We start from the raw sequence: 26,574 nt of genomic DNA on the forward strand, positions 1-26,574 counted from the left end.
CGACAATGCCGCGCTGGCGCATCTTTTCGAAGAGATGCAGCGGCACTATCGGGTGCCGTGCCCGCCGCTCGAGACCATCCTTGCCGATCTTGCCGCTCTGCCGCCGGGTGTTGAGATTTTGGTCGCCGAAACGGACAGGATCATCGGTTTTGCCATCTGCTCGACGATCTATCCCGGACCTGGCCTGCGAACCGGCTTTTTCCTGAAAGAACTGTTCGTCTCGCAAGCCCATCGCGGCAGCGGTGCCGGACGCCTGCTGATGCAAACGCTGGCGCGGACCGCCCTGCAGCGCGGCCATGGACGCGTCGACTGGACCGCCGACCGCGAAAACCAGCGGCTGCTGACCTTCTATGACGGCCTTGGCGGTACGAGGCAGCCGGACAAGGTTTTCTTTCGGCTGAGCGGCGACGCGCTCGCGGCTTTGGCGAATGATGAACCATTCCTTCTCCCCGTTCACGGGGAGAAGGTGTCACGAAGTGACGGATGAGGGGCAGCGCCAACCTCTCCAAAGCTAACGCTGCCCCTCATCTGCCTGCCGGCATCTTCTCCCCGTAAACGGGGCGAAGAACGCTACTCCACCCACATCCCTGTCCGCTTGTGCCAGTCCGCGATCGATTCCTCGGGATAGACATCGAACGCCTTGTCTTTCCTGCCGATATCGGGCTCGACCCAGTTCGCCTTGTATTTCAGCATCAGATGCACCTTTTCAGGCGGTTTCGGCAGGTCGCTGTCGATCGCCGAGGCGAAGGGATGCACAAGCTCCGGCCATGTCGGGTCGTAGAGCCAGAGCGCCGATCCGCATTTGCGGCAGAAATTGCGCTCGCCGGTCGAGACTTCGCAATGGGGATGCTCGTCATCTTCGATCTCGGCGCGGTAGACGCCGAGGCTGCGCTTGCCCCTGATGTTCAGCGTTTCGTAATCGGCGCCGAGATTGATGGCGAAACCGCCGCCGCCCTGCTGCTTGCGGCAGATCGAGCAGTAGCACAGCATGAACGGCACGGGCGTGTGGCTTTCCACCTCGAAACGCACGGCGTTGCAGCGGCAGGATCCCTTGAGCAGAAGCGGCATGACAAAAACTCCGACGGAATGGTCTCAACCTGTCAGCATGATTTTGGTTGCGCGATGACAATGTCAAATGCCGGTGACATGATCGCGGCATGGACAATGAACGCATCGCCGAACTTTTCGAGGGCCTCGGCCCGGTCAGCATCCGAAAACTGTTCGGCGGCAAGGGCATCTATTTCGACGGCGTCATCGTCGCCATCGTGCTGCGCGGCGAATTGCTGCTGAAGGCCGACGAGCAAAGCGCCCCCGATTTCGAAGCCGCCGGCTGCAAGCAATGGACCTATACCGGCTCGCGCCACGGCAAGCTGGTGGCAATGCCCTACTGGAGCATTCCCGATAGCGCGTTCGACGATCCCGACGAGATGACGGTGTGGGCGCGCCGCGCCTATGAGGCGGGGCGAAGGGCTGGGAAATAACTGCGCAGACGCAGGGTATGTTGAGATTCAGGTCAGGCCGAGTCGAGTGGTGGGTTCCGAGAACCGGAGCGGAGTGTACTTTTCGTACGTGAGCTCAGTTCTACTGCGACGCAGTAGAACGGGAAGCGCAGGAACCCGCCATTCGCAGGCCGGCATCACCTGAATGTCAGCATGCCCTACAGCGCCTTCGCAATCCTCGCCGCCAACCGCGCATTGTTTTCGACCAGCGCGATGTTGGTCTTCAGGCTCCGGCCGCCGGTCAGTTCGAGGATTTTTCCCAGCAGGAACGGCGTCACCGCCTTGCCGGTCACGTTGAGGGCCTCGGCGGCCTTCTGCGCGGCTTCGATATAGCCCGCCATCTCTTCCGCCGGGATTTCGTGGTTCTCGGGCACTGGGTTGGCGATCAACATGCCGCCGCTGAGCCCCAGTGTCAGTCGCGTCTGGTAGAAATGCGCGATCTCTTCCGGCGTGTGCAGAGTCAGCGGCGCGCGGAAGGGCGATTGCCGCGACCAGAAAGCCGGCATCGTCTCGCAGCCATGGCCGACGACCGGCACGCCGCGCGTTTCCAGAACCTCGAGCGTCTTCTCGATATCAAGGATGGCCTTGGCGCCGGCCGAGACGACGATGACCGGTGTGCGCGCCAACTCGTCGAGGTCGGCGGAAATATCGAAACTCTTTTCCGCGCCCTTGTGGACGCCGCCAATGCCGCCGGTGGCGAACACTTTTATCCCGACCATATGCGCCGCGATCATCGTGGCGGCGACTGTCGTACCGCCGGTGCGGCCTTGCGCGACGGCAAAGCCGAGGTCGGCGCGCGAAAGCTTCATGGCGTCACCGGTCATGGCCAGCGATTCGCGCTCGCCGTCGGACAGGCCGATCTTGATGCGGCCGCCGACCACCGCGATCGTCGCCGGCACGGCGCCGCCGTCGCTGATGATCTTCTCGACATCCGCCGCCATTGCGCCATTGTCGGGGTAGGGCATGCCATGGGTGATGATGGTGCTTTCCAGTGCCACCACCGGCCGCCCGGCGGCCAGCGCCTGAGCCACCGGCGCGTGGATGTCGATGAAGGGGCGGGCGGTCTCTGGGGTCATCTGCATCTCCAACCGGAGTGCGGCGCATCCGTCTGGACACGCAGCTTCACTCAGGCACTATGAATTTGCCGGTCTCATGCCACTTCCTGCGCCTCCGGCACAAGGGCCAGCGCTTCAGTGAAGCTCGCGGCGGTGAAATCGGGAACGGCGTCGGCGCTTTCGATGGCCAGCGTTGCCGCCGCGACGCCGTCGCGCAAGGCCTGGCGCAAAGGGATGCCGCGCAGCAAGGCCGCGATCGTCGCGCCCGCCAGTGCATCGCCGGCACCGGTGACATCGGCAACCCTTCTTGGCGGCGGCGGCAGGATCGAGAAGGCGCCTGCTTCGTCGAAACCCAGCACCGGTGCGCTGCCCGCCGTCACGATGCCGCTGGCAAGGCCGCTGCATCGCAATCCGTCGATGAGATCTCGCTCGGCGGCATCGGCATGGACGCCGGCCAGCGCGACGGCTTCTCGCCGGTTCATGAACAGCTGAGCCAGAGCGCCGAGCACCGGTATTAGCCGGATCACCTTGGCCGGCGAAATGGCAATGGCGAATACAGGTTTGCCGGCGGCAAGCGAAACCAGCCGCTCCAACGCTGCCGACGGCAGATTGGCGTCGCACAGGACGGCATCGGCGGCAGTGATCGCCTCGCGGACCTTGGAGCGCCTCATCTGCTTGGGGAACGCCAGATCGTACAGCGCCATATCGGCAAAGCCGACGATCAGTTCGCCCTCGCGGTCGATCAGCGCCGTATAGCTCGGCGTCGTGCGGTCGAGGAACACGGCCGACAGATCGGCGATGCCTGCTTCCGCTATGGCGCGTGAAACCGTATCGCCCGCCGCATCGCCGCCTCGCATCGAAAGCAGTGAAGCGGAAGCGCCGCGCCGCACCGTGCTGCGCAGCGCGTTGAAGACGCCGCCGCCGACATCCTCGCGCATCGTGCCGGGATTGGACGCGGCCGGCACGTAAGCGCCGGACACCTGGCCACGCCGGTCGATATGGGCGCCGCCCACGGCCAGAATCTTTACGGATTTCACCATGCCGGCGATATGCCCTTTGTTATTCTTGCCGCGCAAGCGCTAGGCTGCGACTGCAGTTTCGCATGCGAGGCAGCGATTCGGCAGACCGAGACAACGGGGCCCGCTGGCCTAATGCGAATGCGTTGCTGCTTGCGTTTCTGGGACGAAAAAAGAACAAATCGGGATATTGCTTGTTTTTCAAATGGTTGTTGCCTCTTGCCAAATGAGAACAAAAAAGGTACAAAATGGCAGGGATTACGGATTGTCCGGCCTTCATTGACGACCAAGGGGTGATGTATCATGGCTCAGAATTCTTTGCGGCTTGTAGAGGATAAGGCAGTGGACAAATCAAAGGCTCTGGATGCGGCGCTGTCGCAAATCGAGCGGGCGTTCGGCAAGGGCTCGATCATGCGGCTCGGCGCGAACGAGCAGGTCGTCGAGATCGAAACGGTGCCGACCGGCTCGCTCGGCCTCGACATCGCGCTTGGCGTCGGTGGCCTGCCGCGCGGCCGCATCATCGAAATCTATGGGCCGGAAAGCTCGGGCAAGACGACGCTGGCGTTACACACCGTGGCCGAAGCCCAGAAGAAGGGCGGCATCTGCGCCTTCGTCGACGCCGAACATGCGCTTGATCCGGTCTATGCCCGCAAGCTTGGCGTCGACCTTGAAAACCTGCTGATCTCGCAGCCCGACACCGGCGAGCAGGCGCTGGAAATCTGCGACACGCTGGTGCGCTCCGGCGCCATCGACGTGCTGGTGGTCGATTCGGTGGCGGCGCTGACGCCGCGTGCCGAAATCGAAGGTGAGATGGGCGATTCGCTGCCTGGTCTTCAAGCTCGTTTGATGAGCCAGGCGCTGCGCAAGCTGACCGCTTCGATCTCGCGCTCCAACACCATGGTCATCTTCATCAACCAGATCCGCATGAAGATCGGCGTCATGTTCGGTTCGCCCGAAACCACGACCGGCGGCAATGCGCTGAAATTCTATGCGTCGGTGCGCCTCGACATCCGCCGCATCGGCTCGGTCAAGGACCGCGACGAGGTCGTCGGCAACCAGACCCGCGTCAAGGTGGTTAAGAACAAGCTGGCGCCGCCCTTCAAGGTGGTCGAGTTCGACATCATGTATGGCGAGGGCGTGTCCAAGACCGGCGAACTGGTCGATCTCGGCGTCAAGGCCGGCGTGGTCGAGAAGTCGGGCGCCTGGTTCTCCTACAATTCGCAGCGTCTTGGCCAGGGTCGCGAAAATGCAAAACTGTTCCTGCGCGACAATCCCGATACCGCGCGCGAGATCGAATTGGCGCTGAGGCAGAATGCCGGGCTGATCGCCGAGAAATTCCTCGAGAATGGCGGCTCTGAGGGCAGTGGCGACGATGGTTTCGAGGACGAAGCCGGTGCGATGTAAGGCAATTGCCGGAGTTCGGCCATAATCCCGGTCTATGATCTGAGGCTTAAGTAACTGAGTTCTGTAGTATCGCGTCCAAAACCGCCGGCCTTTGCGCCGGCGGTTTTCGTTTTTGGGTGGCGCCGACGGCTGGCAAGCTCCTCGATTGGCCCAATTCCGTGTTTCTGGACAGGCTGGGGCGTGCCCGCTAAAAGGCCAAATCTATTTCTGCAAAGCAGAGACCAGTTTCCGCCGGCCGCGCCGGCGGTTTTCGCGAAAAGGCAGCAGTCATGAGTGGCGTGAACGAGATCCGGTCGACATTTCTCGACTATTTCCGCAAGGAGGGCCACGAGGTCGTCGCCTCGAGCCCGCTCGTGCCGCGCAACGATCCGACATTGATGTTCACCAATGCCGGCATGGTGCAGTTCAAGAACGTCTTCACCGGTTTGGAGAAGCGGGCCTATTCGCGCGCCACGACCGCCCAGAAGAGCGTCCGCGCCGGCGGCAAGCACAACGACCTCGACAATGTCGGCTACACCGCGCGTCACCTGACCTTCTTCGAGATGCTCGGCAATTTCTCCTTCGGCGACTATTTCAAGGAGCGTGCCATCGAGCTTGCCTGGAACCTGATCACCAAGGAGTTCGGGCTGAACAAGGACAAGCTGCTGGTCACCGTCTACCATACGGACGACGAGGCGGCCGGTTTCTGGAAGAAGATCGCCGGTTTCTCGGACGATCGCATCATCCGCATCCCGACCTCGGACAATTTCTGGGCGATGGGCGACACCGGTCCTTGCGGGCCGTGCTCGGAAATCTTCATCGACCGTGGCGAGCACATCTGGGGCGGTCCTCCCGGCAGTCCCGAGGAAGACGGCGATCGCTTCCTCGAATTCTGGAACTTGGTGTTCATGCAATATGAGCAGGTGACGAAGGAGGAGCGCGTCGACCTGCCGCGTCCGTCGATCGACACCGGCATGGGCCTGGAGCGCATGGCCTCCATCCTGCAAGGCGTGGAAAGCGTTTTCGAAACCGACCTGTTCCGGCATTTGATCGATGCGGCGTCCTCCGCGCTTGGGCGTGCTCCGGATGCGGAAACGGTGGCGTCCTACCGCGTCATTGCCGATCACCTGCGCTCGTCCTCCTTCCTGGTCGCCGACGGCGTGTTGCCGTCGAACGAAGGCCGCGGCTATGTGCTGCGCCGCATCATGCGCCGCGCCATGCGCCACGCGCAGTTGCTCGGTGCGAACGAGCCGCTGATGTGGAAGCTGGTGCCGGCGCTGGTGCGCGAGATGGGCCAGGCCTATCCCGAACTGCTGCGCGGCGAGCAGTTGATCACAGAGACGCTGAAGCTCGAGGAGACACGCTTCCGCAAGACGCTGGTGCGCGGCCTCGGCCTGCTCTCCGAGGCGACGGAAACACTGCATGCCGGCGACATGCTGGACGGCGAGACGGCCTTCAAGCTTTACGACACCTACGGCTTCCCACTCGACCTGACTCAGGACGCGCTGCGCCAGCGCAGCATCTCGGTCGACCTTGCTGGCTTCACCAATGCGATGGAGCAGCAGAAGGCCGAGGCGCGCAAGCATTGGACCGGGTCTGGCGAGGCCGCGACGGAGACAGTGTGGTTCTCCGTGCGCGAAAAGACCGGCGCCACCGAATTCCTCGGTTACGAGACTGAAGCTGCGGAAGGCCTCATCCAGGCCCTGGTCAAGGACGGCAAGGCCGTCGACAGCGCCAGCAAGGGCGACGCCGTTGCCGTGGTCGTCAACCAGACGCCGTTCTATGGCGAGTCCGGCGGCCAGATGGGTGACACCGGTGTGATCTCCGGCGAAGGGTTTTCGATCGAGGTTTCCGACACGCAGAAGAAGGCCGACGGGCTGTTCGTGCATCTGGGCAAGGTAGCAAGCGGCACCGTCAAGACGGGCGCTGCGGTCGAGCTCAAGGTCAACCATGCGCGCCGCACCAGGCTGCGCGCCAACCACTCCGCCACGCATCTGATCCACGAGGCGCTGCGCGAGGTGTTGGGCACCCATGTCGCGCAGAAAGGCTCGCTGGTCGCGCCCGAGCGGCTGCGTTTCGACATCTCGCACAACAAGCCGATCTCGGCCGAGGAACTCGAAGAGGTCGAGCGCATGGCCAACGAGATCGTCGTCCAGAACAGCCCGGTGACCACGCGCCTGATGTCGGTCGACGACGCCATTGCCGAGGGCGCCATGGCGCTGTTCGGCGAGAAGTACGGTGATGAGGTGCGCGTCGTGTCGATGGGCACCGGCTTGCATGGCGCCAAGGCCAACCGGCCCTATTCGGTCGAGCTCTGCGGCGGCACCCATGTCAGGGCGACCGGCGATATCGGTCTGGTCCGCGTCGTCTCCGACAGCGCGGTCGCCGCCGGCGTGCGCCGCATCGAGGCGCTGACCGGCGAAGCCGCGCGCAGACATCTCGACGAGCAGGACAGGCGTCTGAAGGCGGCGGCGGCGGTGCTGAAGATTTCACCGGCTGACGTGCCGGCCCGCGTCGAGGCTTTGCTCGAAGAGCGCAAGAAGCTCGAGAAGGAACTCACCGAAGCGCGCAAGAAACTGGCGCTGGGCGGCGGTGCCGCGGTAGGTGCACCGTCGGAGAACGAGACGGTGGCGGGCGTCGGCTTCCTCGGCAAGGCGGTCTCCGGCGTCTCGCCGAAGGATCTGAAGCCGCTGGCCGATGCCGGCAAGACCTCGCTGGGCTCCGGCGTCGTCGTCTTCGTCGGCGCCGGCGAGGACAACAAGGCGAGCGTCGTCGTCGCTGTCACCGACGATCTGTTAAGCCGCTTCAGCGCCGTCGATCTGGTGCGCGTGGCCTCCGCAGCACTCGGCGGGCAGGGCGGCGGCGGACGGCCCGATATGGCGCAGGCCGGCGGACCGGATGCCTCAAAGGCCAATGATGCGATAGCGGCTGTGAAGGCGGCACTCGAAGCCGCCTGAAAGCCACGACATGAATGTTCTTGTCCTCGGCGGCTATGGTTTGATCGGGGACGCTGTCGTCGGCCGTTTGCTTCGCGACGGTCATCACGTGACCGGTCTCGGTCGCGATATCCGGGATGCACAACGACGCCGGCCGGCGGTTCGCTGGATCGCGGCAGACATGTCGAAACTGCTCGCTGCTGAAGACTGGCTGCCGGTGGTCGCGGGCATGGACGCGGTCGTCAATGCGGCAGGCGCGCTGCAGGACGGCCCGCGCGATCGCCTCGACGCCATCCATCGCGGCTCGGTGGTGGCGCTGGTCACGGCCTGCGAGCAGGCCGGAGTGCACCGCTTTGCGCAGATCTCGGCGATCGGCGCCGATCCCGCCTCATCAGATGCTTTCTTCAGCACCAAGGCGGAAGGCGACAAGGCGGTCGCAAGCTCCTCGCTGGAGTGGACCATCCTGCGGCCGGGCCTGGTGATCGCGCCCGCCGCCTATGGCGGGACCGCACTTTTGCGCGCCCTTGCGGCCTTTCCCGTTTTTGTCCCTGCCGTCATGGCGCGCCGGCCGATCCAGACCGTCGCGGTAACGGACGTTGCCGAGGCGGTCTCGCGCGCGGTTGCCGGATCTCTGCCGCCGCGCCTTGCGATTGATCTCGTTGAAACCGAGGCCCGATCGCTCGCTGATGTTCTCTCAGACTTTCGGGCATGGCTTGGGCTGCCGTCGGCCCGCATCGTGCCGATGCCGGCCGTTGTCGGCCGGCTTGCCGCCGTCATTGCGGACGGCCTTGGCCTGCTTGGTTGGCGATCGCCTTTGCGCAGCGCAGCCCTTGTCGCGCTGGCGCGTGGCGTGACCGGCAATGCCGGACCCTGGAACGATATAAGCGGCCACCCGCTTCAGCCACTGGAAGCGACGCTGGCCGACATGCCCGCAAATGTCCAGCAACGATGGTTCGCCCGCCTGTGGCTGCTGAAGCCGATCGTGTTCGGCGTGCTCCCGCTGTTCTGGCTGGTTTCCGGCATCGTCGGCCTGGCTCGACAGGATGCGGCAGCCGACATTCTGGTGTCGCATGGCCTGTCGTCTGCGCTTGCGCTCGGAATGGTGCTTGCCGGAAGTGTTGCCGACATCATTGTCGGAGCCGCTGTTCTGGTGCGTTCCCTCGCACGCCTCGCGCTGACGGGAATGATTGCCATCACCTTGGCCTATCTTGGCGCGGCAACCGCACTTGCGCCCGATCTGTGGCTCGATCCCCTGGGGGCAATGGTCAAGGCGGTACCCGCGCTTTGCCTTGTCCTGGTGGCGCTGGCGATTTTGGACGAGCGATGAGCCTCTGGGTCGACACTCTGCGCTGGCTGCATATCATCGGCGCCACGGTTCTGTTCGGCACCGGCGCCGGCATCGCCTTCTTCATGCTCATGGCGCAACGCACTGGCCGCGCCGACCTCGTCGCCCATGTCGCGGGCACGGTTGTCATCGCCGACACCATTTTTACGGCGACCGCCGTCATCGTTCAGCCGATCACGGGCGTGCTGCTGGCGCGGGCAGTGGGCTGGCCGCTGTCCGAGGGCTGGATCGTGCTGTCCTTGCTGCTCTATGTCGTGACAGGCCTGTTCTGGCTGCCGGTGGTCTGGATCCAGATTCGCATCCGCAACCTGGCGCGGCAGGCGGCCATCGAAAACGCGCCGCTGCCCGCCGAAGAGAAGCGCCTGTTTCGCATCTGGTTTGCTTGCGGCTTCCCGGCTTTCGCCGCCGTGCTTGCCATTCTCTGGCTGATGGTCACCAGGCCGGAGATAGGGCTTTAGCCCATCGCCTTCCGCCTTGGCTCGCCTGGTGGGCAGCTCAATCTGCCTTTTCGGTCTTGGCGAAGCTCACTCGGGCCGCGATGCGGCCCCACCAGGCGTGGATATCGGCAAATTGGGCCAGGCGCTTTTGGCCCTCAGCGACTTTTAAGAAATAGGCGATGATCGGCGCGGCATGCAGGTCGGCCAGCGTCACCTGGTCGCCGAGCAGCCACGGGCCGGGAGCCTTGAGCGAGGTTAGCACCCGCAGCACCGTTTCGGCCTGGCGGAGTCCGTCGGCGATCAAAGCCTCATCCGGCTCAGCCTTTTCCAGCCGCTCGACGGCAACGTCCCAGACCATGGCGCGGTAGGCATAGGCGTCGAGCATGCCTGTCATCTGGCCCATCCTGGCGCGGCCGCGCGCATCGGCAGGCTGCAGCGCCGGGCCGTCGAAGGCTTCGTCGATATAGCGCGCGATCGCGTTCGTCTCGAACAGCCGGAACCCGTCATGCTCGAAGGCCGGAATGCGGCCGAACGGGTGAAGCTCCAGATACCAGGCCGGAATGCCTTCGGCGGCGAAGATATCGAGCGGCACGAGTTCATAGTCGATGCCTTTCTCCTCCAGCGCCATCCGCGCGATGCGCACGTAAACGCTGTAGTCCGCGCCGTATAGAGGATCGGCCTGGTCATGCTGTCAGCCCTTCGTTTTCGCTGCCCCAATAAAGCGAAGGCTCCTTTCGGAGCCTTCGCCGTCTTGTAAATCTGGGTTCTTACCCCATCGCCTTCTGCAGATTCTCGTCGATCTTGTCGAGGAAGCCGGTGGTCGACAGCCAGGGCTGGTCGGGACCGATCAAGAGCGACAGGTCCTTGGTCATGAAGCCGGATTCGACCGTCTGGATACAGACCTTCTCCAGCGTGTCGGCAAAGCGCTTCAGCTCGGCATTGTCATCGAGCTTGGCGCGATGCGCGAGGCCGCGCGTCCAGGCGAAGATCGAGGCGATCGAATTGGTCGAGGTTTCCTCGCCCTTCTGGTGCTGGCGATAGTGGCGGGTGACGGTGCCGTGCGCGGCTTCCGCCTCTACCGTCTTGCCATCCGGCGTCATCAGCACCGATGTCATCAGGCCGAGCGAGCCAAAACCTTGCGCCACCGTGTCGGACTGCACGTCGCCGTCATAGTTCTTGCAGGCCCAGACATAGCCGCCAGACCATTTCAGGGCGGAGGCCACCATGTCGTCGATCAGGCGGTGCTCGTACCACAGCTTCTTTGCCTTGAACTCGGCCTCGAATTCCGCCTCGTAGACTTCCTGAAAGATGTCCTTGAAGCGGCCGTCATAGGCTTTGAGGATGGTGTTCTTGGTCGACAGATAGACCGGATAGTTGCGCAGCAGGCCGTAATTCAGCGAGGCGCGGGCGAACTCGCGGATCGACTCGTCGAGATTGTACATGGCCATGGCCACACCGGCGCCTGGTGCATCGTACACATCATGCTCGATCACCTGGCCGTCCTCGCCAACGAACTTGATGGTCAGCTTGCCTTTGCCCGGAAAGCGGAAATCGGTGGCGCGGTACTGGTCGCCGAAGGCGTGACGGCCGACGATGATCGGCTTGGTCCATCCCGGCACCAGGCGCGGCACGTTCTTCATGATGATCGGCTCGCGGAAGATGGTTCCGCCGAGGATGTTGCGGATGGTGCCGTTCGGCGACTTCCACATCTTCTTCAGCTTGAATTCCTCGACGCGCTGCTCGTCGGGGGTGATCGTCGCGCATTTCACGCCGACGCCGTATTTCTTGATGGCGTTGGCCGAATCGATCGTCACCTGGTCGTTGGTGGCGTCGCGGTGCTCGATGCCGAGGTCGTAATATTCGAGCTTCAGGTCGAGATAAGGGTGGATCAGCTTGTCCTTAATGAACTGCCAGATGATGCGGGTCATCTCGTCGCCGTCGAGTTCGACGACCGGGTTCGCCACCTTGATCTTCGCCATGAAAGAATGCCTCGTTGCTGGGATATGGGACGGCCTTGCCCGCGCGGGATTTGGCCAGGGGATGCCGCCCGTATATCAAAGCGCTTTTGGCCGCGCAAACGGCGATCGGTCACGACTGTGGGGCTGTCGCCGCGATCATTTGCCAAAGCTTCATTTTCGCGGCTGAATATGGCAGGGAACGCTGAAATGCCGCAAACAGCAGTTCATTGACAATCATGCCCGTCACCAAAGACCCCGACAAGATCGCAGCCGCCGGCCCGGCGATTATCCTGGTCGAGCCGCAGCTCGGCGAAAACATCGGCATGGTCGCCCGCGCCATGGCCAATTTCGGCTTGGCCGAGCTGCGCCTGGTTAACCCGCGCGACGGCTGGCCGAGCGAGAAGGCGCGCGCCGCCGCCAGCCGGGCCGACCATGTCATCGACGCCGTGAAAGTGTTCGACGACCTGGCCTCGGCGCTTGCCGATTTGAACTTCGTTTTCGCCACCACCGCCAGGCAGCGCGACGGCTTCAAGTCCGTGCGCGGTCCGGTGGAGGCGGGCAGGGTGCTCCGCGCCCGTCACACCATGGGGCAGCGCACCGGCATCCTGTTCGGCCGTGAGCGCTTCGGCCTCTACAATGACGAAGTCGGCCTTGCCGACGAGATCGTCACCTTTCCCGTCGACCCTGACTTCTCTTCGCTCAACATCGCCCAGGCAGCACTGCTGATGTCCTATGAGTGGATGAAATCCGGCCTCGAGGACGAGACCAAGACAAACTTCACGGGGCCGGAGATGAAGCCGGCCAGCAAGGAAGAGTTGCACGGCCTGTTCGCCTATCTTGAAGGCGCGCTCGAGGCGCGCGGCTATTTCCGGCCGTCGCCGAAGAAACCGAAAATGGTCGACAATCTGCGCGCCGTGCTGACGCGCGCCGGCTTCGCCGAACCGGAGCTCAAAGTACTGCGCGGCATTATTTCCTCGCTCGACAGGTTTTCCCCGGCAATGCCGCGTGGCGATGGCTCGCCGGGGGACGATCCAAGACGACTTCCGGCCGCTGCGCGAAGCCGGACGACAGACAAAGAAGATTAAGGTCAATAAGCTTCGAACGTCTGGTGTAACCGAATATTATTCGGTGCTGATCCATCCTCATCGAAACTGTGAGGGTGGCATATGGTTACGTCCAGTATAGGCCGGATGCGCTTCTTCCTTTACTCACTCGGCCTGTCGGTGGCCGAGATGGTGGCGATCATCGTCTGCATCATGGGCACGATCGGCTTCGAAGCTCTGGTCTATTCTGCGCCAGGCCCGTCACGTCAAGGCATGGCCGGTGCGGTACTGGTCTTCTCGCTCATCTTTGTTGTGCTGCGCGGCAACATTGCGTTGCGCCGCAGTCGCGATGCAAACGGGCGCCGATGGATCGTGTGGTCCTATATCGTGCTTTCCGGCTTCTACGCCGTTCTGCAAGCAGGCACGCTGCTGGTCATCAAATTCGGCGATCCGGAAAGCGTGCCTGGCGGCCTGAACCTGCTCGGCCTTTCCATATTCGGCCTCTGGTGCACCATCCTGTGGGCAAAGCCTGTCGCCGGCAACAACATCGAAGAGCTGACCTCAATCTTCGACTTTGACGGCCCGCTGCCAACGCCAGCCCGCGCCGACCGAACCGCGGCAAGCACTGTTCCCGCTACGCCGCGTGTCGCCGCTGCACGCGTTTCGCCCGCACCACAGCCTTTCGGCAGGCCGCGCGCCGCCGGCTTCGGCAAGCGTGGGGTGTGAGGCCCAGAACTGCGCAAAACTTGCGAGCATTCGCCACTTCAAGACCATGATCGTTGCGGATAGAAACGGCATTGGCCAAATCACTGGCCAGCCTCTTTCCGTGGTCCGATATTCATGAACGATCGATCAAGCCACCGCCCGATCCTGATGTTCGATTCCGGCGTCGGCGGGCTGACCGTGTTGCGCGAGGCGCGCGTGCTGATGCCGGACCGGCGTTTCATTTATGTCGCCGACGATGCGGCGTTTCCTTTCGGCGCCTGGGAAGAACCGGCGCTGCGGACGCACATACTGGAGCTCTTCGCCAAACTGCTCGACCGGTTTGAACCAGTCATGTCCGTCATCGCCTGCAACACCGCCTCGACGCTGGTGATCGACGTGCTGCGCGACGCCTTTCCAGGCCATCCCTTTGTCGGCACCGTGCCGGCGGTCAAGCCGGCGGCCGAGCGCACACGTTCGGGCCTGGTCTCGGTACTGGCGACGCCAGGCACGGTGAAGCGGCAATACACGCGCGACCTGATCAGCAAATGGGCGCAGAAATGCCATGTCCGCCTGGTCGGCAGCGACAGGCTGGCGGGACTTGCCGAAGCCTATATGCGCGAGGGCTTTGTCGACGAGGAGGCCGTGTGCACCGAGATCGCGCCCTGTTTCATGGAGCGTGATGGAATGCGGACCGACATCGTCGTGCTGGCCTGCACGCATTATCCGTTCCTGGTCAACCGCATGCGCAAGACCGCGCCCTGGCCGGTCGACTGGATCGATCCGGCCGAAGCAATCGCCCGTCGCGCGCTTTCGCTGCTGCCGCCCGTCGACGGGCCACTGCCGCAAAGCGAACCCGATATCGCCGTCTTCACCTCCGGCAAGGCGGATTTCGCCGTCAGCCGGCTGATGCAGGGATTTGGACTGGCCGTACGCTAGGCGGTGGCGGAAACGTCTGCCGCTCAAACAGCTTCAAAGACGATGCTGCGCTGATCCGGATCTGCCGAGACCAGCCTTAGCGTCAGACCATCACCCTGTTCGAGCCCGGAGGCCTTCAGGTTGGCAACGACGGGCATGTCGGCAAGCTGGACGCGCACGCCATGGTTGACGTCGGTGACAACGGCCTTGAACGTCTCACCCTCGCGTCCCCTGAGCATCACCGCCTCGGCAAGGTCGATGGCCGCATGGTTGATCTGCGAAGCGCGGGCATCCGACCGTCCCATCACTTTCGGCAATCTGGTGAACGCCTCGGTGACGGCCTCTGGCACGGGCTGGCCGTTGGCGATAGCCAGCGCACAGCGAATGACATAGCGGTCGGCCAGCCGCCTGAGCGGCGCGGTTGCGTGGGCATAGGTTGCAGCCATCGCCTCGTGCCACGGGACGACGCCCTTCTGATAGGGCTGATAGGACGCGCCGGAGCCGGCATGGCGGATTTCCAGCATCAGCGCCGCCTGCTGCTTGTTGGTCGGATCAAGGGTCCGCTGATAGTCGTGCAAGCTGGTGGAGGCCGGCCAGGACAGCCCGAGAGCCTGCGCCGCATTGCGCAGCCTTTGCACCTTGGAAGCATCCGGCTCCGACATCACCCTGAACAACCCGGTATGGTGCGCAAACATGGCGTCGGCGATCGCCATGTTGGCAGCCAGCGAAAGCGCGGCGTTGTCTTGTTCGGATTGCAGCAGCGGTCTGAACGAAAGCTGGAATGTGCCGTCGGCGAGCCTCTCAACCTCCTGCTCGGGCGGGTCGACGCGGGAAGCGCCACGACGCTTTTCGTTCATCGCCATGCGCCGCGCCATTTCGGCGAAGCCGGCGGGAACGTCGGAGGCCTTCACGCTGTCATAGGCGAGCTTCGCGCGGCTCTGAACGATTGCCCGCTCCGCGCCGTCCAATTTCACCGCACCGTCCTCAGCGACCCGAACGGTGAAGATAACAGCTGGACGCGGGCCGTCCGGCAACAGGCTCGCCGCACCCTCGGCAAGTACCGGCGGGTAGAGCCCGGCCTTGCCGTCCGGCAGGTAAAACGTCTCGCCCCGCGTCCAGGCTTCGAGATCGATCGCGTCGCCGTCCGCGACGAACCAGGCCACGTCGGCAATGGCATAGTGCAGCAGAAGATCACCGGCGCTCGCCTCGATCGAGAACGCCTGGTCGAGATCGGTGGAGGCAGCCGGATCGAGCGTGACGAAGGGCATATCAATTCGATTGGCATGCTGGTTCGGCGCACGTCGGGCCGCCGCCTCCGCCGCGGCCATGACCTCAGCCGGAAATCCCTCCGGCACGTGGAATTCGGTGCGGATCTTCGCCAGGCCGGTGAAGAGCGCTCGTGAAGGGTCTGTCAGAGACTTCATTCAGCGGTCCTACACCGGAGCTTCGAACACGGGAAGGTCGCTAACGAAAATCGCCAGAGCCGGCCGCCGGAATGGCAGCAGTCTGGTGAGGAACTGGGTCTCTGGAACTGCCGCCGAAGCTCGGCGTTTCTCCTCTGACAGCAAAGGAGAAACAGCCATGCCTGCCACCTCACAAGCTCAGCAAAAAGCTGCCGGGGCCGCGCTCTCCGCCAAGCGCGGCGAGACGAAAAAGAGCGAACTCAAGGGCGCTTCCAAAGGAATGTACGAATCCATGAGCGAAAAACAGCTTGAGGAATTCGCCGAGACCAAGCGCAAGGGATTGCCGGAAAAGAAGTCGAAAGACTGAGCATCTCGTTCGCGAAACGTTGACCCAAAAAAGACGAAGGCCCGCAACGGAACTGCGGGCCTTGTTTCTTCAAGCAAAGTCTCTCGGCAAATGTTTTGCCTCACCAGCGGTGGCAGCGCCTTACCTTTGTCACGATCACCTTGCGATGACCGTGCCGCCACACCACCCGCTTCTTGACGATGACGCGGCAGACCTGTTTGTGGCCGTGCCAATGGCGCGCCATCGCCGGTTCCGGCGCCACCGCCATCGAACCTGCAAGCACCGCGGCGCCTGCCAAGGTAAGGAAGAACTTCTTCATGCTAATTGGACTCCTCTAGCTCCAGATCCCTTCCTGGTGCCGTTGGCGCAGAACCTCCCGCCACATCCGGCATCGCGTAACGCCCCGAACGCTATAGAGTTGCGTTGCGCCGCGCCACTCACAAGCTTGACACCGGTTAAATCTCGGTTTAACCAGCCGCCAACGCCGGGCAGCGATGTCCGGTGTTTGTTTTGGATGCGCAAGACCGGTTGCCTTGGTTTCTGGTTTTGTTTGAACTGACGTGTCCCGTGGGTTTTCCGCCGCGTTGCGTGGGAAAACCCTGTCAGGTCTCGAAAACGGAGGCCAGAGGAGGGCGCGTTTCCTTCACCCGGACCATGAGGTGCCGGGTGTGTTGTTTTAAAAAGGGAATGCGATGAGCAAGCGCGAATCTGCGAAGTACAAGATCGACCGCCGTCTCGGCGAAAATATCTGGGGCCGCCCGAAGTCCCCGGTCAACAAGCGCGAATACGGCCCCGGCCAGCATGGCCAGCGCCGCAAGGGCAAGCTTTCCGACTTCGGCCTGCAGCTGCGCGCCAAGCAGAAGCTGAAGGGTCACTATGGCGACGTTTCGGAAAAGCAGTTCCGCAAGGTCTATGAAGAGGCTGACCGCCGCAAGGGCGACACCTCGGAGAACCTGATCGGCCTGCTCGAGTCGCGTCTCGACGCGGTCGTCTACCGCTCCAAGTTCGTGCCGACCATTTTCGCCGCCCGTCAGTTCGTCAACCACGGCCACGTCAACGTCAACGGCAAGCGCGTCAACATCGGCTCGTACCGCTGCAAGCCGGGCGACGTCATCGAAGTGCGTGAAAAGTCGAAGCAGCTGGTCATCGTCCTGGAATCGGTCGGCCTCGCCGAGCGCGACGTGCCGGACTACATCGAAGCCGATCACAACAAGATGGTCGCGACCTTCTCGCGCATCCCCGGCCTGGCGGACGTTCCGTTTGCCGTGCAGATGGAACCGAACCTGGTCGTCGAATTCTATTCGCGCTAAGCGAACGCTTTTCTGCGATACCGAAAAGGCCGCCCTTCGAGGCGGCCTTTTTGTTTCGTACATCCGCTTTGCGGTTTCGATTCTCCGGCCGATGCGCTAATCCGGGCGGACGTCACCTCCGGGGCCGCCGCGCCATGAACATGCTGCCAGACATCGAGACTCTAGAACCGGCCGCCGAAGGCGGCTCTCATCCTCTGTTCGCCGATGTGCCGTCCTCGGTCGAGTTCAACAAGCTGCGCAAGCGGCTGCTGCGGCTAACCCGGCAGGCCATCGAGGATTTCTCGATGGTGGAGCCGGGCCAGCGCTGGCTGGTCGCGCTGTCGGGCGGCAAGGATTCCTACGGTCTGCTCGCCACATTGCTCGACCTCAAATGGCGCGGGCTGCTGCCGGTCGAACTCTTGGCCTGCAATCTGGACCAGGGCCAGCCGAATTTCCCAAAACACATCCTGCCGGACTATCTCAACGCCAACGGCATTGCCCACCGCATCGAGTATCAGGACACCTATTCGGTCGTCACCGACAAGCTGCCGCAGGGCAGCACCTATTGCTCGCTCTGCTCGCGGCTGCGGCGCGGCCATCTCTACCGCATTGCGCGCGAAGAGGGCTGCTCGGCGCTGGTGCTCGGCCACCACCGCGAGGACATCCTCGAAACCTTCTTCATGAACCTGTTCCATGGCGGCCGGCTCGCCGCCATGCCGCCGAAGCTGCTCAATGACGAAGGCGACGTCATGGTGCTGCGGCCGCTGAGCTATTGTGCCGAGACCGACCTCGAAAAATTCGCCGCCGCCATGCGGTTCCCGATCATTCCTTGCGACCTCTGCGGCAGCCAGGAAGGCCTTCAGCGCAACGCCATGAAGGCGATGCTGGACGATCTGGAAAAGCGCATGCCCGGCCGCAAGGACACCATGATCCGCGCGCTGTCCAACACCAGGCCGTCGCATCTGCTCGACCGGAAACTGTTCGATTTCGCCGCTCTGAACCGGACCCTCATCACAGGACAAGACGCACCCGATGACATTTGACGACAACGCGATCGACTGGCTGGCCAGCCTGCTGGCCGAGGCAGCCGACACCGAAATCATGCCCCGCTTTCGCCGGCTGGGCGAGGGCGACATCAGACAGAAGACCTCGGCCGCCGATCTGGTGACGGAAGCCGATGTCAACGCCGAGCGGCTGATCACCGCCAGGCTGCGCCAGCACTATCCCTCGGCCATGGTTGTCGGCGAGGAAGCCTGTTCCGACAATCCGGCGCTGCTCGATGGTCTGGGCGATGCCGATCTGGCCTTCGTCATCGACCCGGTCGACGGGACCTTCAATTTCGCCTCCGGCGTGCCGCTGTTCGGCGTCATGCTCGGCGTCGTGGTCAAGGGCGAGACGGTCGCCGGCATCATCCATGATCCCGTCGGCAAGGACTGGTTGATCGGCGCCAAGGGCGCCGGCAGCCATATCCGGCATGCCCATGGCAGGCTGGAGACCGTGCGGGTTGCCGCGAGCGCGCCGATTTCTGGGATGACCGGCGCGGTTTCCTGGCAATACATGGCGGAGCCCGACCGCACGCGGCTCGCCTGCAACCAGACCAAGACGCTGTCGCAGTTCAACTACCGCTGTGCCGCCCACGAGTACCGCTTGCTGGCGAGCGGCCACGGCCATTTCGTCGTCTACAACAAGCTGATGCCCTGGGATCACCTCGCCGGCGTGCTGATCCATGCCGAAGCCGGCGGCCATGCCGCGCGCTTCGACGGTACAGCCTATCTGCCATCGCATGTCGGTGGCGGTCTGCTGGTCGCCCCCGACCGGGGAAGCTGGCAGGAGTTGCGCCGCGAACTGTGGGCTGAGTAGGATCAAGTCCTGCGGCCCGCGCTTCACCGGTGGGTTTGCGCGGCCGCAAAATTGGTGCTTTCGTGGGGGCTCTCTGAAATGAAATCTCGGTTCGCAATTTTTGCGACGGCTCTTTTTTTGTTTGCAGGCGCCAGCGCGGCAATCGCGCAAGAGCGTCCCTGCCACAGTGCCGATCCCGTCGACACGCTCAAGGAGATGTCGGACGCCATCTATGCCTGTCGGAAGCCGCCAGCCGGAACCGCGGGCATGTCGCTCACGCTGCAGTTCTCGTTGCGCCGCAACGGCACGCTGATCGGCAAGCCTCGCGCCACCTATTCGGATCTCGGGACCGATACCCAGCTCAGCCGGGCCTTCGTGGCGTCGATCCTCAAGGCACTCGACGAAGCACTGCCATTGCCTTTTTCGGACAGTATGGGCGGAGCAATCGCGGGGCGTCTGCTTGCGCCTCGCTTCACAGCAGCACTTCAAAGTGCATCCTGACGCACCTCGTTCAATGCAGGTCGGTAATATGCCCTGAAACCGGTGGGTTGTGCGGCTGGAACATCTTGCCGCGCTCGGCGATGAGGATCATCAGCAGCGCCGCGACCGAGACGCTGCAGAAGCCGGCGGCAAGCGGCGTCACCGTGCCGTTGAAAGCCTGGCCGATCAGCGTGCCGAGAATGCCGCCGAGAAACGTCTGCATGAAGCCCAGGATGGACGATGCCGTGCCGGCCAGCTGGCCGAGCGGCTCCATGGCCAGTGCGTTGAAATTGGCGCCAAGCGCGCCGAAGGGAAGCATGGCGCTGGCAAAGAAGGTGACGAACAGCCAGAGCGGCATCTTGATTTCCAGCGAAACCACCAGCCAGGCCAGGCTGATGACCAGAAACAGCAGCAGCGCGCTCTGCGACAAGCGGCGCATGCCGATACGGCCGACCAAGCGCGAGTTCAGGAAATTTGAGAAGGCGAGCACGCCCGCGACCCCGGCGAAGATGACCGGGAACATCTCGCCGACGTTGAAGATGTCGACATAGATCTGCTGCGCCGAGGCGATGAAGCCGAACATGGCGGCAAAGACGAAGGTGCTGGCAAAGGCGTAGCAAAGCGCGATGCGGTTGGTGAGCACGATGCGGAAGCCACCGATGACGGAGGAGACCGTGAGTGGCCGGCGATATTCGGGGCGCAGCGTTTCAGGCAGGCGCAGCAGTGACCACGCCGACACGATCAGCGCGCCGACGGCCATGGTGACGAAGATGTAGTGCCAGGTCGCGAACAGCATGATGAACTGGCCGATCCCAGGCGCAATGACCGGTATCGCCATGAACACCATGAAGATCAGCGACATGACTTCGGCCATGCGCCGGCCTTCGAATGTATCGCGCACGATCGAGACCGCGATGACGCGCGTGGCGGCCGCGCCAATGCCTTGCACGACGCGGCATATCAGCAGCGTTTCAAAGCTTGGCGCGATGGCTGCCGCGGCGGCCGCCGCTACGTAGATGATCAGCCCGGCGACAAGCGGCGAGCGGCGGCCGAATCGGTCCGAGATCGGCCCGAAGAACAGCTGGCCGCCACCAAAACCCAGAATGTAGGCGGTGACCACATATTGCCGGTGGTTTTCATTCTCGACGCCGAGCGAAGCGCCGATCTGTTGCAGCGCCGGCAGCATGATGTCGATGGCCAGCGAATTCAGCGCCATCAGTGCGGCGCAGAGCGCAATGAACTCCCAGCGCGGAATAGGCAGTTTGATTGCCAATTGCGGCGCTGTTGATTGCTGGTCCACGGCAAGTCCGATCTCTAAAACGAAAACGCGCCGGCGGGCCGGCGCATTGGCTCGTCTTGGTCCCGACGTCAGGGACGTAAGAATTGCCGAGGCGAGGTTACCCCGGTGTTCAGTGCGGTCGTTAAAACCTGCCCGAAACCGAAATCAGGCAGTGGCTTTGACGCTCACGCCCTTTTCGACGAGGAACGTCTGCAACTCGCCGGCCTGGAACATCTCGCGGATAATGTCGCAGCCGCCAACGAACTCGCCCTTGACGTAGAGCTGGGGGATCGTCGGCCAGTTGGAATAGTCCTTGATGCCCTGGCGTAGCTCTGCAGAGTCCAGGACATTCACGCCTTTGTAGTCGGCGCCGATATAGTCGAGGATCTGGACGACCTGGCCGGAAAAACCGCACTGCGGGAAACCGGGCGTGCCCTTCATGAAAAGCACGACGTCGTTGCCCTTCACTTCATTGTCGATGTAGTCGTTGATACCGCTCATGGAACATCCTTTCACGCCTGTGGGAGTCAGGCTCGAAGCATGTCCTTCAAATAAACCCATAGGTTGCCCGAAACAAGACATTAGCCGCGCCATGGGCGAAATGGCGCAAGAGATGAGCCGTATTGGGCCAAGCGGGGGTTGATTGGAACGGCCTCAGTCGGGAACGCTGGTCTGCAGCGCAAGCGCGTGCAGCACGCCGCCCATATTGCCCTTCAGCGCGTCATAGACCATCTGGTGCTGCTGGACGCGGCTCTTTCCGCGGAAGCTCTCGGCGACGACTTCGGCAGCATAGTGGTCGCCATCGCCGGCGAGGTCGCGGATCGTCACCTTGGCGTCCGGAATGCCGTCCTTGATCAGTTTTTCGATGTCGTGGGCATCCATTGCCATGGCAGAATTCCTGTTTCGGGCGGGCGGCAGCGCCCGTGCGATGAGAGTCGGGGTAAACCTAAAGCCTTTCAGGCCACGATTGAAGCCGTTCCGCACAGCGCCGGCGCGATTGTCGCCTACGACGCACTGTCATCCGGACGGACCGCATCGGCTGCGGGGTCGTCGTCGCGCATCGAGAAGGCGCGGCCAAGGCTGAAGACCAACACGTAGAGCGGGATGTTGACCGCCAGGTTGGCGATCGGCAGATAGCTGGTCATCCGCCAGACGGGCGAGAAGAACGGCTGGCCGTAACCATCGCAGGCCAGCGAAGAGCCATACTCCCACAGGGCTCCCAGGATGGCTGCAACGGCGAAAAGCTTGATGCAGGTGACGACCCGGCCTGTCCTTGCGGGCTCCGGCAAAAGCCGGCTCCAAAGCACGAGGCAGACGATCGGAACCGCATAGATGAGGTTCTGCAGAACCAGCATCGGCAGCGTGCCATTGGCCGAAGCCAGGAACTGCTCACGCCTTTCCAACAGCGGGCAAACCTCGCTCGAGGTCGTCGACAGCAGGAAGAAGACGAACGGCCCGAGGAACCAGAAGAAGAACAGCGACGGCCAGAAGACGACTGCAAGCAGCGCCCGAACGGCCAGTGTACTCAACTGGCCTGGTCCATGAAGCGGGGGAACCAGCCTTCGTGCGCGGCGGTCAAGTCGCTGACCGGGATCGCCCTGGCGTCGCCGAGCTTGAGCGTGTTGCCGCCGGTCGAGCCGATCCACGGCGCGAAGATGCCGAGTTCGCCCTGCTGCTTGCGGATGGCGTCCCATTCCTCGCCATGCGGGTCGATCGACAGCGTCAGCAGATAGCGGCCCTGATCCTCGCCGAACCAGACCGGGATCGGATCGGTGCCGACAAGCCCGGGAACGGTTGCGCCGATGCCCGACGCCATCGCCATTTCGGCCAGCGCCACTGCGATGCCGCCATCGGAAACGTCATGTGCAGCCGTGACGATGCCGGACGCGATCAGCGAGCGCACATGGTCGCCGACGCGCTTCTCATGCGCGAGGTCGACCGGCGGCGGCGGACCGTCCGTGCGGCCATGGATGTCTCTGAAGTAGACGGACTGGCCAAGATGCGTGCCCCAGGAGGCGGGCGCGCCAACCAGCAGGATCATCTGGCCCTCAGCCGCAAAGCCGGTGCGCACCATCTTCGACCAGTCGGCGATCAGGCCGACGCCGCCAATCGTTGGTGTCGGCAGGATGCCCTGGCCGTTGGTCTCGTTGTAGAGCGAGACATTGCCCGACACGATCGGGAAGCCGAGCGCGCGACAGGCATCGCCGATGCCTTTTACCGCGCCGACCAGCTGGCCCATGATCTCGGGCCGTTCCGGGTTGCCGAAATTGAGGTTGTCGGTGGCGGCCAGCGGCAAAGCCCCGGTGGCGGTGAGATTGCGCCAGCATTCGGCCACCGCCTGCTTGCCGCCTTCGTAAGGGTCGGCCTCGCAATAGCGCGGCGTCACATCAGACGAAAAGGCGAGCGCTTTGGTCGCATGGCCTTCCACCCGCACCACGCCGGCATCGCCGCCGGGAAGCTGCAGCGAATTGCCCTGGATCAGCGTGTCATACTGCTCCCACACCCAGCGGCGGGACGACAGGTCCGGGCCGCCGAGCAGCTTCAGCAGCGCCTCAGTGACATCGGCCTGCGGAATGTCATTGGCGGCAAGCGGCGCCGGCTTCTTCGGCTCGATCCACGGCCGGTCATATTCCGGCGCCTTGTCGCCGAGATCCTTGATCGGCAGATCGGCGACCTGATCACCCTGATGCAGCACGCGAAAACGCAAATCGTCGGTGGTCTTGCCGACGATGGCGAAGTCGAGCCCCCATTTGTGGAAGATCGCCTCGGCTTCCTTTTCCTTCTCGGGGCGCAGCACCATCAGCATGCGCTCTTGGCTTTCCGACAGCATCATCTCGTAGGCGCTCATGCGCTCCTCGCGCACCGGCACCTTGTCGAGATCGAGCTCGATGCCGAGGTCGCCCTTGGCGCCCATCTCGACCGCCGAGCAGGTGAGGCCGGCCGCACCCATGTCCTGGATGGCGATGACGGCGCCCGAGGCCATCAGCTCGAGGCAGGCCTCCAGCAGGCATTTTTCGGTGAAGGGGTCGCCGACCTGTACGGTCGGGCGCTTCTCGTCGATCTTGTCGTCGAATTCGGCCGACGCCATGGTGGCGCCGCCGACGCCGTCGCGGCCGGTCTTGGCGCCGAGATAGACGACAGGCAGGCCGACGCCTTTGGCTTCCGAAAGAAAGATGGCGTTGGTCTTGGCAAGGCCGGCGGCAAAGGCGTTGACCAGGATGTTGCCGTTGTAGCGGGCGTCGAAATTGACCTCGCCGCCGACCGTCGGCACGCCGAAGGAATTGCCGTAACCGCCGACGCCCGAAACCACACCGGCGACAAGATGCCTGGTCTTGGGGTGATCGGGAGCGCCGAAGCGCAGCGCATTCATCGCCGCGATCGGTCGCGCGCCCATGGTGAAGACGTCGCGCAAAATGCCGCCGACGCCGGTCGCCGCGCCCTGATAAGGCTCGATGTAGGAGGGATGGTTATGGCTTTCCATCTTGAAGACGACGCAGTCGCCGTCACCAATGTCGACCACGCCGGCATTCTCGCCCGGTCCCTGAATGACCTGTGGCCCGGTGGTGGGCAGCGTGCGCAGCCACTTCTTCGAGGATTTGTAGGAACAGTGCTCGTTCCACATCGCCGAGAAGATGCCGAGTTCGGTAAAGCTCGGCTCGCGTCCGACGAGGTCGAGGATGCGCTGATATTCGTCGGGCTTCAGCCCGTGCGCGGCAATGAGCTCTGGGGTGATCGGAACGGAATTGGAAATGGTCATGGGCGGCGATTTATGTCCATGGAGCGGGGATTTTGAGTCCCCTCATAACGCAAGCTTTGCGGTCGATACACCCGTCGAGCGAGGAAAAAGACAGAAAGCAACAAGGTGATGACAGGGTAAGCCGCATCAGGTCCTTGCAGGCGCTTGTCGGGCCGGCCGCATCGGCGAGATCACCGTGAGGGATGCAAAGCCGAATGCGGAACGCTATGGCGTCCTGGCCGTTGGGTCTGCGACCATTCAGGAGATCCGGACCATGGCTACCAAGCAAGGCAAGAAAGACAATCGCCTCTCGGACAAAGAGGCCATGCATATTGCCGAGACCACTGACGTTTCGCCCGACCAGGCCAAGGAACTGGCCGAAAAGCTCGGCAAGGACAAGGCAAGGAAGGAAGCCAGCAACTTCAAGGCCGAAGGCTGATCCGGGCCTAGCTCCTCAGGAGAAGCTGTCGTAGCCGGCGCGGCCCTCATCGAGGAGGCGCCGAAGCACCGCAACGCCATCGGCAACATCGCCGCGCTGCCGCGGCTGCGAAACGCCGAAGCGGATGCCGTGAAAGACCTGTTCGGAACGGCCGGCCTTGAACTCGTCCTCGTCATCGATCAGCACGCCGTTTTCCAGGCAGGCATTCTTGAAAGTGCCGGACAGCCAAGGGTCGGGTAAAGTCAGCCAGACAAACGGCACCTTGTCGTGCGACTTGAACGCGAAGCCGGCCAAGGTCTCGCGCACGATCGCGATGCGGGCACTGATTTCGGCGATGCTGCGCTTGCGGATATCGCTGGCCCGACCGGAAAGCACCAGCCGGGCATTCACCTCCGCCAGCAGGAAGGGCATGCCGCCGGTCATCATCTTGTGGGCGACACGGATACGGTGGCGATAGGCAGGCGGGCAGGAGAGCCAGCCGCCGCGCATCCCGGCCGCGACCGACTTCGATAGGCCGCCGGCAACGATAGTTCTCTCCGGAGCATATTCGGCGAGCAACGGTGTCGGGTCATCGGTCAGGTGGCCATAGAGATCGTCCTCGATGAGAACGACATTGTATTGGCGCGCGACACGTGCGATCGCCTCGCGGCGCGCCCGCGACAAGGTCACCAAGGTCGGGTTCTGCGCCGTCGGCATCAGGAAGATCATCCTGGGATGTTTTTGCGCGCAGACGCGCTCGAAATCGGCCGGGTCGAGGCCTTCCTCGTCCGATGCCACCAGCGCCGTGCGCCGGCCGATCAACCCGGCACTGCGGGAGATCTGCGAATAGGTGAGGTGTTCGAACGCGACATAGTCGCCTGGCGTGGTGAGCGCGGCGATCGCCGCCATCACCGCGGCATGGGTGCCGAGCGTCGGAACGATGGCGTCGGCAGCCGGGCGGAAGGCGTTTCGCGACAGCCAGCGGGCGCCGGCTTCGTACCAGCGGCCCGGAAAATCGCGCGTATAGCTTGAAATTTCATGGGGATGATCCTGCGCAGTGCGCGATAGCACCTCGGCGACGATGGCGCCCTGGCCGATATCGGGTGCCGCCGTGCTGTCGAAACGCAGCTTGTCCTGCGGCGCATCGACAAAGCGCGTGCCTTCCACGCTGACGTCGGGAGCCTCCGGCTTTACGCCGTCGGCGCGCTGGCCAAGCACATAGGTTCCGCGCCCGACTTCGCCGCTCACCAGCCCGCGCTCGCGCAGCAATTGGTAAGCCCGGCCGACCGTGCCGACGGTGGTGCCGATGTCGTAGGCGAGGTCGCGTTGCGGTGGCAGTTTTGTCCCGGCCCCGATGACGCCCTGGTCGATGCCCGCTTCAACGGAGTCGGCAAGGCGTTGATAGAGCGGCCCGGCGCCGGTGGTCAGATCTGGAAGCCAATTTGTCATGGTGACAATTTTCTATATTGCACCGGAATGTGAGTCAATACAT

Annotated in this window: 28 protein-coding genes; 15 read left to right on the top strand and 13 right to left on the bottom strand. The window is 63.2% G+C overall.

Annotated features, from left to right (window positions below; genetic code table 11):
* The first annotated feature begins 34 nt into the window (after nucleotides 1-34).
* Nucleotides 35-487: an N-acetyltransferase family protein gene (locus AC1D05_RS02205; protein ID WP_477438140.1), complete on the top strand. Its 453-nt coding sequence runs from the start codon at nucleotides 35-37 to the stop codon at nucleotides 485-487.
* Nucleotides 488-570: 83 nt separating this feature from the next.
* Here AC1D05_RS02205 and AC1D05_RS02210 read toward each other — a convergent pair whose 3' ends face one another.
* Nucleotides 571-1,068, bottom strand: a complete 498-nt coding sequence (locus tag AC1D05_RS02210; protein ID WP_477437762.1) for a GFA family protein — start codon at nucleotides 1,066-1,068, stop codon at nucleotides 571-573.
* A gap of 89 nt (nucleotides 1,069-1,157) precedes the next feature.
* Here AC1D05_RS02210 and AC1D05_RS02215 point away from each other — a divergent pair, with 89 nt between their 5' ends.
* Nucleotides 1,158-1,481, top strand: coding sequence for a TfoX/Sxy family protein (locus AC1D05_RS02215; RefSeq protein WP_224686703.1), 324 nt, complete (start codon nucleotides 1,158-1,160; stop codon nucleotides 1,479-1,481).
* A 176-nt stretch (nucleotides 1,482-1,657) separates the two neighbouring features.
* Here the strand turns inward: AC1D05_RS02215 and AC1D05_RS02220 are convergent, their stop codons facing one another.
* Nucleotides 1,658-2,575, bottom strand: a complete 918-nt coding sequence (locus tag AC1D05_RS02220) for a pseudouridine-5'-phosphate glycosidase (RefSeq protein WP_477437764.1) — start codon at nucleotides 2,573-2,575, stop codon at nucleotides 1,658-1,660.
* A 74-nt stretch (nucleotides 2,576-2,649) separates the two neighbouring features.
* On the bottom strand, nucleotides 2,650-3,594 hold the full coding sequence (locus AC1D05_RS02225) for a carbohydrate kinase family protein (RefSeq protein WP_477437766.1): 945 nt from the start codon (nucleotides 3,592-3,594) through the stop codon (nucleotides 2,650-2,652).
* A gap of 279 nt (nucleotides 3,595-3,873) precedes the next feature.
* Here AC1D05_RS02225 and recA point away from each other — a divergent pair, with 279 nt between their 5' ends.
* The 4 genes from recA to AC1D05_RS02245 all read left to right on the top strand — a co-directional run bounded on the left by recA (nucleotide 3,874) and on the right by AC1D05_RS02245 (nucleotide 9,692).
* A complete protein-coding gene (gene recA, locus AC1D05_RS02230) occupies nucleotides 3,874-4,974 on the top strand; it encodes a recombinase RecA (RefSeq protein WP_027042422.1) in 1,101 nt (366 codons plus the stop codon).
* Nucleotides 4,975-5,243: 269 nt separating this feature from the next.
* The gene (gene alaS, locus AC1D05_RS02235; protein WP_477437768.1) at nucleotides 5,244-7,910 is read left to right on the top strand and encodes an alanine--tRNA ligase; all 2,667 of its coding nucleotides are present in this window, start codon (nucleotides 5,244-5,246) and stop codon (nucleotides 7,908-7,910) included.
* A gap of 10 nt (nucleotides 7,911-7,920) precedes the next feature.
* On the top strand, nucleotides 7,921-9,216 hold the full coding sequence (locus tag AC1D05_RS02240) for an SDR family oxidoreductase (protein WP_477437770.1): 1,296 nt from the start codon (nucleotides 7,921-7,923) through the stop codon (nucleotides 9,214-9,216).
* Entirely contained in the window at nucleotides 9,213-9,692 is a 480-nt protein-coding gene (locus AC1D05_RS02245; protein ID WP_477437772.1) for a DUF2269 family protein, read from the top strand. The genes AC1D05_RS02240 and AC1D05_RS02245 overlap by 4 nt, the downstream gene beginning before the upstream one ends.
* A 37-nt stretch (nucleotides 9,693-9,729) precedes the next feature.
* Here AC1D05_RS02245 and AC1D05_RS02250 read toward each other — a convergent pair whose 3' ends face one another.
* Both AC1D05_RS02250 and AC1D05_RS02255 read right to left on the bottom strand, forming a co-directional pair.
* On the bottom strand, nucleotides 9,730-10,299 hold the full coding sequence (locus AC1D05_RS02250) for a glutathione S-transferase family protein (RefSeq protein ID WP_477438142.1): 570 nt from the start codon (nucleotides 10,297-10,299) through the stop codon (nucleotides 9,730-9,732).
* Nucleotides 10,300-10,438: 139 nt separating this feature from the next.
* Nucleotides 10,439-11,650 (bottom strand): NADP-dependent isocitrate dehydrogenase, encoded by a 1,212-nt coding sequence (locus AC1D05_RS02255; RefSeq protein WP_477437774.1) that lies wholly within the window; start codon nucleotides 11,648-11,650, stop codon nucleotides 10,439-10,441.
* 215 nt (nucleotides 11,651-11,865) lie between these two features.
* On the opposite strand from AC1D05_RS02255, the gene AC1D05_RS02260 reads away from it, so the two are divergent.
* The 3 genes from AC1D05_RS02260 (at nucleotide 11,866) to murI (ending at nucleotide 14,313) form a co-directional block, all read left to right on the top strand.
* Nucleotides 11,866-12,714: an RNA methyltransferase gene (locus AC1D05_RS02260; protein WP_477437775.1), complete on the top strand. Its 849-nt coding sequence runs from the start codon at nucleotides 11,866-11,868 to the stop codon at nucleotides 12,712-12,714.
* 81 nt (nucleotides 12,715-12,795) lie between these two features.
* The gene (locus AC1D05_RS02265; protein WP_477437777.1) at nucleotides 12,796-13,398 is read left to right on the top strand and encodes a hypothetical protein; all 603 of its coding nucleotides are present in this window, start codon (nucleotides 12,796-12,798) and stop codon (nucleotides 13,396-13,398) included.
* 114 nt (nucleotides 13,399-13,512) lie between these two features.
* Nucleotides 13,513-14,313, top strand: a complete 801-nt coding sequence (gene murI, locus AC1D05_RS02270) for a glutamate racemase (RefSeq protein WP_477437779.1) — start codon at nucleotides 13,513-13,515, stop codon at nucleotides 14,311-14,313.
* 23 nt (nucleotides 14,314-14,336) lie between these two features.
* Here murI and AC1D05_RS02275 read toward each other — a convergent pair whose 3' ends face one another.
* Entirely contained in the window at nucleotides 14,337-15,716 is a 1,380-nt protein-coding gene (locus AC1D05_RS02275; protein WP_477437781.1) for an RNB domain-containing ribonuclease, read from the bottom strand.
* Nucleotides 15,717-15,873: 157 nt separating this feature from the next.
* On the opposite strand from AC1D05_RS02275, the gene AC1D05_RS02280 reads away from it, so the two are divergent.
* Nucleotides 15,874-16,062 (top strand): DUF3008 family protein, encoded by a 189-nt coding sequence (locus AC1D05_RS02280; RefSeq protein ID WP_477437783.1) that lies wholly within the window; start codon nucleotides 15,874-15,876, stop codon nucleotides 16,060-16,062.
* Between the two features lie 100 nt (nucleotides 16,063-16,162).
* Here the strand turns inward: AC1D05_RS02280 and AC1D05_RS02285 are convergent, their stop codons facing one another.
* Nucleotides 16,163-16,360: a hypothetical protein gene (locus AC1D05_RS02285; protein ID WP_027028656.1), complete on the bottom strand. Its 198-nt coding sequence runs from the start codon at nucleotides 16,358-16,360 to the stop codon at nucleotides 16,163-16,165.
* A gap of 373 nt (nucleotides 16,361-16,733) precedes the next feature.
* Between AC1D05_RS02285 and rpsD the strand changes: the two genes are divergently transcribed.
* The 4 genes from rpsD (at nucleotide 16,734) to AC1D05_RS02305 (ending at nucleotide 19,670) form a co-directional block, all read left to right on the top strand.
* A complete protein-coding gene (gene rpsD, locus AC1D05_RS02290) occupies nucleotides 16,734-17,351 on the top strand; it encodes a 30S ribosomal protein S4 (protein ID WP_027028657.1) in 618 nt (205 codons plus the stop codon).
* A gap of 134 nt (nucleotides 17,352-17,485) precedes the next feature.
* Entirely contained in the window at nucleotides 17,486-18,373 is an 888-nt protein-coding gene (gene ttcA, locus AC1D05_RS02295; RefSeq protein WP_477437785.1) for a tRNA 2-thiocytidine(32) synthetase TtcA, read from the top strand.
* Nucleotides 18,363-19,190: an inositol monophosphatase family protein gene (locus tag AC1D05_RS02300; RefSeq protein WP_477437787.1), complete on the top strand. Its 828-nt coding sequence runs from the start codon at nucleotides 18,363-18,365 to the stop codon at nucleotides 19,188-19,190. Before ttcA ends, AC1D05_RS02300 begins: the two co-directional genes overlap by 11 nt.
* A 78-nt stretch (nucleotides 19,191-19,268) precedes the next feature.
* Nucleotides 19,269-19,670, top strand: a complete 402-nt coding sequence (locus AC1D05_RS02305; RefSeq protein ID WP_477438144.1) for a hypothetical protein — start codon at nucleotides 19,269-19,271, stop codon at nucleotides 19,668-19,670.
* Between the two features lie 10 nt (nucleotides 19,671-19,680).
* Here AC1D05_RS02305 and AC1D05_RS02310 read toward each other — a convergent pair whose 3' ends face one another.
* From AC1D05_RS02310 to purL, 5 genes are all read right to left on the bottom strand, one after another.
* Nucleotides 19,681-20,949 carry a multidrug effflux MFS transporter gene (locus AC1D05_RS02310; protein WP_477437789.1) on the bottom strand — a complete coding sequence of 423 codons (1,269 nt, stop codon included), beginning with the start codon at nucleotides 20,947-20,949 and terminating at the stop codon, nucleotides 19,681-19,683.
* Nucleotides 20,950-21,093: 144 nt separating this feature from the next.
* Complete coding sequence (grxD, locus tag AC1D05_RS02315; protein ID WP_095201472.1) at nucleotides 21,094-21,429, bottom strand: Grx4 family monothiol glutaredoxin; 336 nt, start codon at nucleotides 21,427-21,429, stop codon at nucleotides 21,094-21,096.
* Between the two features lie 153 nt (nucleotides 21,430-21,582).
* Nucleotides 21,583-21,816 (bottom strand): BolA/IbaG family iron-sulfur metabolism protein, encoded by a 234-nt coding sequence (locus tag AC1D05_RS02320; protein ID WP_010909092.1) that lies wholly within the window; start codon nucleotides 21,814-21,816, stop codon nucleotides 21,583-21,585.
* A 116-nt stretch (nucleotides 21,817-21,932) separates the two neighbouring features.
* Nucleotides 21,933-22,457, bottom strand: a complete 525-nt coding sequence (locus tag AC1D05_RS02325) for a hypothetical protein (RefSeq protein WP_477437791.1) — start codon at nucleotides 22,455-22,457, stop codon at nucleotides 21,933-21,935.
* Complete coding sequence (purL, locus tag AC1D05_RS02330) at nucleotides 22,454-24,685, bottom strand: phosphoribosylformylglycinamidine synthase subunit PurL (protein ID WP_477437793.1); 2,232 nt, start codon at nucleotides 24,683-24,685, stop codon at nucleotides 22,454-22,456. The genes AC1D05_RS02325 and purL overlap by 4 nt, the downstream gene beginning before the upstream one ends.
* 253 nt (nucleotides 24,686-24,938) lie before the next feature.
* Here purL and AC1D05_RS02335 point away from each other — a divergent pair, with 253 nt between their 5' ends.
* Nucleotides 24,939-25,103, top strand: coding sequence for a hypothetical protein (locus AC1D05_RS02335; RefSeq protein ID WP_477437795.1), 165 nt, complete (start codon nucleotides 24,939-24,941; stop codon nucleotides 25,101-25,103).
* Between the two features lie 15 nt (nucleotides 25,104-25,118).
* Here AC1D05_RS02335 and AC1D05_RS02340 read toward each other — a convergent pair whose 3' ends face one another.
* On the bottom strand, nucleotides 25,119-26,531 hold the full coding sequence (locus tag AC1D05_RS02340) for an aminotransferase-like domain-containing protein (RefSeq protein WP_477437797.1): 1,413 nt from the start codon (nucleotides 26,529-26,531) through the stop codon (nucleotides 25,119-25,121).
* Between the last annotated feature and the right edge of the window lie 43 nt (nucleotides 26,532-26,574).

Source organism: Mesorhizobium sp. P2_E9, assembly GCF_056403815.1.

Excerpts from the sequence above, each read along its gene's own strand:
- purL (WP_477437793.1), bottom strand. The coding sequence starts at position 24,685 with ATGACCATTTCCAATTCCGTTCCGATCACCCCAGAGCTCATTGCCGCG.
- AC1D05_RS02265 (WP_477437777.1), top strand. The coding sequence starts at position 12,796 with ATGGTTACGTCCAGTATAGGCCGGATGCGCTTCTTCCTTTACTCACTC.
- AC1D05_RS02250 (WP_477438142.1), bottom strand. The coding sequence starts at position 10,299 with ATGGCGCTGGAGGAGAAAGGCATCGACTATGAACTCGTGCCGCTCGAT.
- recA (WP_027042422.1), top strand. The coding sequence starts at position 3,874 with ATGGCTCAGAATTCTTTGCGGCTTGTAGAGGATAAGGCAGTGGACAAA.
- AC1D05_RS02320 (WP_010909092.1), bottom strand. The coding sequence starts at position 21,816 with ATGGCAATGGATGCCCACGACATCGAAAAACTGATCAAGGACGGCATT.
- AC1D05_RS02280 (WP_477437783.1), top strand. The coding sequence starts at position 15,874 with ATGCCTGCCACCTCACAAGCTCAGCAAAAAGCTGCCGGGGCCGCGCTC.
- AC1D05_RS02300 (WP_477437787.1), top strand. The coding sequence starts at position 18,363 with ATGACATTTGACGACAACGCGATCGACTGGCTGGCCAGCCTGCTGGCC.
- ttcA (WP_477437785.1), top strand. The coding sequence starts at position 17,486 with ATGAACATGCTGCCAGACATCGAGACTCTAGAACCGGCCGCCGAAGGC.
- alaS (WP_477437768.1), top strand. The coding sequence starts at position 5,244 with ATGAGTGGCGTGAACGAGATCCGGTCGACATTTCTCGACTATTTCCGC.
- grxD (WP_095201472.1), bottom strand. The coding sequence starts at position 21,429 with ATGAGCGGTATCAACGACTACATCGACAATGAAGTGAAGGGCAACGAC.
- AC1D05_RS02340 (WP_477437797.1), bottom strand. The coding sequence starts at position 26,531 with ATGACAAATTGGCTTCCAGATCTGACCACCGGCGCCGGGCCGCTCTAT.
- AC1D05_RS02305 (WP_477438144.1), top strand. The coding sequence starts at position 19,269 with ATGAAATCTCGGTTCGCAATTTTTGCGACGGCTCTTTTTTTGTTTGCA.
- AC1D05_RS02275 (WP_477437781.1), bottom strand. The coding sequence starts at position 15,716 with ATGAAGTCTCTGACAGACCCTTCACGAGCGCTCTTCACCGGCCTGGCG.
- AC1D05_RS02245 (WP_477437772.1), top strand. The coding sequence starts at position 9,213 with ATGAGCCTCTGGGTCGACACTCTGCGCTGGCTGCATATCATCGGCGCC.
- AC1D05_RS02335 (WP_477437795.1), top strand. The coding sequence starts at position 24,939 with ATGGCTACCAAGCAAGGCAAGAAAGACAATCGCCTCTCGGACAAAGAG.
- murI (WP_477437779.1), top strand. The coding sequence starts at position 13,513 with ATGAACGATCGATCAAGCCACCGCCCGATCCTGATGTTCGATTCCGGC.
- rpsD (WP_027028657.1), top strand. The coding sequence starts at position 16,734 with ATGAGCAAGCGCGAATCTGCGAAGTACAAGATCGACCGCCGTCTCGGC.
- AC1D05_RS02240 (WP_477437770.1), top strand. The coding sequence starts at position 7,921 with ATGAATGTTCTTGTCCTCGGCGGCTATGGTTTGATCGGGGACGCTGTC.
- AC1D05_RS02215 (WP_224686703.1), top strand. The coding sequence starts at position 1,158 with ATGGACAATGAACGCATCGCCGAACTTTTCGAGGGCCTCGGCCCGGTC.
- AC1D05_RS02260 (WP_477437775.1), top strand. The coding sequence starts at position 11,866 with ATGCCCGTCACCAAAGACCCCGACAAGATCGCAGCCGCCGGCCCGGCG.
- AC1D05_RS02210 (WP_477437762.1), bottom strand. The coding sequence starts at position 1,068 with ATGCCGCTTCTGCTCAAGGGATCCTGCCGCTGCAACGCCGTGCGTTTC.
- AC1D05_RS02285 (WP_027028656.1), bottom strand. The coding sequence starts at position 16,360 with ATGAAGAAGTTCTTCCTTACCTTGGCAGGCGCCGCGGTGCTTGCAGGT.
- AC1D05_RS02255 (WP_477437774.1), bottom strand. The coding sequence starts at position 11,650 with ATGGCGAAGATCAAGGTGGCGAACCCGGTCGTCGAACTCGACGGCGAC.
- AC1D05_RS02225 (WP_477437766.1), bottom strand. The coding sequence starts at position 3,594 with ATGGTGAAATCCGTAAAGATTCTGGCCGTGGGCGGCGCCCATATCGAC.
- AC1D05_RS02220 (WP_477437764.1), bottom strand. The coding sequence starts at position 2,575 with ATGACCCCAGAGACCGCCCGCCCCTTCATCGACATCCACGCGCCGGTG.
- AC1D05_RS02205 (WP_477438140.1), top strand. The coding sequence starts at position 35 with ATGCAGCGGCACTATCGGGTGCCGTGCCCGCCGCTCGAGACCATCCTT.